Origin of the sequence: Clostridium sp. J1101437_171009_A5, from assembly GCF_015547905.1 — a bacterium.
GTDB lineage: Bacteria > Bacillota > Clostridia > Oscillospirales > Oscillospiraceae > Pseudoflavonifractor_A > Pseudoflavonifractor_A gallinarum.
Genome location: NZ_JADMVY010000033.1, coordinates 1 through 3283 on the forward strand (window position 1 = coordinate 1; position 3283 = coordinate 3283).

The 3283-nt window shown below is 44.3% G+C and carries 3 protein-coding genes and 1 pseudogene; 2 read left to right on the forward strand and 2 right to left on the reverse strand.

All coding sequences use genetic code 11. The features are described 5' to 3' along the window. A pseudogene (locus tag I2C21_RS17295) lies at positions 1-339 on the forward strand (MobQ family relaxase); the annotation flags it as partial. A 29-nt stretch (positions 340-368) separates the two neighbouring features. Here the strand turns inward: I2C21_RS17295 and I2C21_RS17300 are convergent. Then, the gene (locus I2C21_RS17300; RefSeq protein ID WP_039897369.1) at positions 369-1316 is read right to left on the reverse strand and encodes a tyrosine-type recombinase/integrase; all 948 of its coding nucleotides are present in this window, start codon (positions 1314-1316) and stop codon (positions 369-371) included. Positions 1317-1513: 197 nt separating this feature from the next. Here I2C21_RS17300 and I2C21_RS17305 point away from each other — a divergent pair, with 197 nt between their 5' ends. Beyond that, positions 1514-2596: a restriction endonuclease subunit S gene (locus I2C21_RS17305; RefSeq protein ID WP_195279884.1), complete on the forward strand. Its 1083-nt coding sequence runs from the start codon at positions 1514-1516 to the stop codon at positions 2594-2596. On the opposite strand, the gene I2C21_RS17310 is transcribed toward I2C21_RS17305, so the two are convergent. After that, positions 2589-3283, reverse strand: a 695-nt coding sequence (locus I2C21_RS17310; RefSeq protein ID WP_207730662.1) for a restriction endonuclease subunit S, incomplete at its 5' end; no start/stop codon positions are given. The genes I2C21_RS17305 and I2C21_RS17310 overlap by 8 nt on opposite strands.

The following is a 3283-nucleotide window of genomic DNA, read 5'->3' on the forward strand; positions in this document are numbered from 1 at the left end:
CTGAAACGGCTGGAAGAACAGGAACAGAAATATTCTGCTGAACTGGACGCTGCCTTGAACGAGTATGCCGGGCTTCGGGAACAGGCACAGGGCGTCGATCCGGTGCAGCTGTATGAAGCAAGACAGGCCATCCGTCCCAGCAAGGAGCAGGAGACGGAGAACCGGGCACAGCAGGTTTACGGCGAGAAGTACAGCCCGCTTTTGATGTTTGACAGCAAAAAGGTGGTTTCCCGTGTGCTGCATGAGGATATGGAGCGACAGGCGGTACGGAGAATGATGCGACAGGCGCAGAAGGAGCAGCAGACTCTTCAAAAGAAAAAGAGTGAGCAGGAACGGTAACCCACCGTTCCTGCTCACCCAAGATGACCTTACAAAAGATCATTTAACAAATTCATACACTTTACCTTTTGCTGCAAGTTGGCACTGCCATATACATTGAGAGTAAAAGACACATTTTTATGTCCGAGAATTTCAGAGAGAGACTTCACATCAAACTCTGGTATTTCAATGGCTCTTACGGCAAATGTATGCCGTATCTCGTGGAACTTTACCTTTTGCAGCCCATTTCGTTTCAAAAAACGGGAAAAGAACTGCCTGTAAGTTCGAGGCTCTGTCGGCTTTGTTTTGCCAGTCAAGAAGTAATGGTTGGGATTTTCCGTATAAAACTTCTTGATAATGTTCATGAGCAAAGACGGTACGGGAATTGTTCGAGCTGATGTCTTGGTCTTCGGCGGCCCTATGTGCAGATAGGACTCTCCCTTTTTCTTGTCATAGATGCGCTGAACGGTTTTGTTGATGCTGATGGTTTTATCTGTCAACGAAATGTCCTTCATCTGTAAGCCGCAGAGTTCACCAATCCGCACACCGGTAAACAGTGCAATGAGTATGCCGGCGGTCTTCCGGTTCAGGTTCATGTATATACACTGAATTAGAGCTTGCTCTTGATCCTTGGACAGAGAAACCACCTTTTTTATTCCCAACTCTTTGGGGTATTCTATCAGGTCCCAGTTGAGCAGTGGTATCGCTCTTTCCTTGTAGGCATATTCCATAGCAAGCCGCAGCACGAGAATCACATCTCGTATGGTCTTCACAGTGAGACCGCCGGACTTATCCAGCCGCCCGGACTCGTAAAGATACGATATGTAGCTCTGAATGTCCGGCTCGGTAATGCTGCCGATCTTCCGCTTACCGAAGTGAGGTATTAAGTGATTTTCGGCTATCAGCGTAAAACTGGCATGGGTTGACGGTGTGATCATCGGCTTCTTTTGATTTAGCCAAGTGTTCAATAGCGTCTTGAATTGTGTATTGTTAGTCATGTTGACCACCTCCACGATTATTATCACGTGGAGGACGAAGATGTGCATTTCCATCCTCAAGTAACGGTCTCGAAAAGCGTCCGAAACTCCGCTTCCCTGGCTTTGATGAGCCGTGGTGTAGCCACAAATTCAGCGCTGTATTTTCCTTCTTGCAAAACAACACTCTTTCACGAGCTGAGCTTGATGCAACCGGAGATGTGCTGGATATTCATTATGGTGATGTATTGATCAAATACGGAAGTATTCTCGATGCCACAGACAACACCATTCCCCACATTATTTCTGGGCATGAAAGCACAAATTACGACTATCTTCAAGACGGGGATATAATTGTTGCAGATACCGCCGAAGATAAAACGGTTGGAAAAACAATTGAACTATTGAATATTTCCGGCAGAAAGATCGAGGCTGGACTGCATACAGTTCCGTGTAGACCTCTTTTCCCGTTTGCATCCATGTATTTGGGGTATTACATGAACACCCCCCACTATCACAAGCAGCTCATTCCTTTAATGCAAGGTATTAAAGTTCTGTCTATCAGCAAGGGGAATATTTCTAAAACTGAAATCTCATCTCCACAAACGATTGCTGAACAGGAAAAGATAAGCCGTTTTCTATATCTGCTGGATCAAAGGGCAGCGGCTCAGAGTAAAATCATTGATGCCCTCAAGAAGTATAAAAGAGGTGCGTTAAAAGCAGTATTCACTCAACAAGTTTCTTTTTCGGCTAAGCCGCAAAAATGGGATAAATACAAAATGGGAGACCTCATCTCGCTACAATCAGGACAAGACTTTGCGCCTGCTGAATACAATGATCAAGAAATAGGTGTTCCTTATATGACAGGAGCCAGTTGTATTGTGAAAGGAGAAACAGTGGTCAGTAGATGGACGCAGACACCCCGGTGTTATGCGTATAAGGGTGACACCCTACTTGTCTGTAAAGGCTCTGGTTCAGGAGCAGTTGTGAGATTAACACAGGAAAAGGCACACATAGCGAGACAGTTTATGTCTTTGCGTGCAAATGAAAAAATGACAAGCGACTTCTGCTACTACCTGACGGGTTTCTTGTCGGATAGGATCAAGCGGAACGCCACAGGACTAATTGAAGGCATAGATCGTGGAACGGTTTTGAATCAAACTGTTTTTCTGCCGCCTTTACATGAACAAAAGAAAATCGCCCGTTTTTTCTCAAAACTTGACTTCACAATAACCGCTCACGAAAATATGCTGGACACGCTTATAAACGAAAGAACGGGGCTTATGCAGCGGCTCTTTATATAAAAAGCCGCTGCAATAAAGCTATTTTTACTTGTTCGATTTGTGATAGAAGATTTTCCTCTTTGCAGATTAGATTGTCGAGATTAGTAGCCAAGGTGGAGATTTTATTTTGTAGCTCTAAGGGCGGAAGCAGAAAGCGATATTGTTTATATTGCTCAGCGTTAATTCCCGGCTGGCCAGATCGAGCAGATTCAAGGAGAACCCAACGCCTATATGCCTCAGTTAATGTATTCTGAAAAACATAACCGCAATTCACATCTGAATTTACATGAATGCGAATAAGAAAGCCAGCATAATAAAGATCACCGTCACTACGCTGGTAGCGATAGCTTTTACCCACAGATGCCCCTGTACGAGCAAATAAGATGTCGTTTTCTCGAACTCGATACTTTTCATCTACTTGCCCTTCTGGTGAGACCGGTACATCTTGGCTATAAAGATGAGAATTATCATCAATATCTGTAATCCTAATGTACTTATGAGAACCATCGTAGACTGTGGCAGCGGCATTCATGCCATACTCAAAGCCGCTTGCTACATCACATAAAGCTACTTCTTTCCATGTTTCGGATGAATAATAAGGATTAGTCTTTGAACTTAGAAGTGCAGATATGACACCTCTTTTATACTTCTTGAGGGTCTCAACCAAAGTACGTTGCGTCTCAATTCTTCGCTCTATGGCATCGAGAA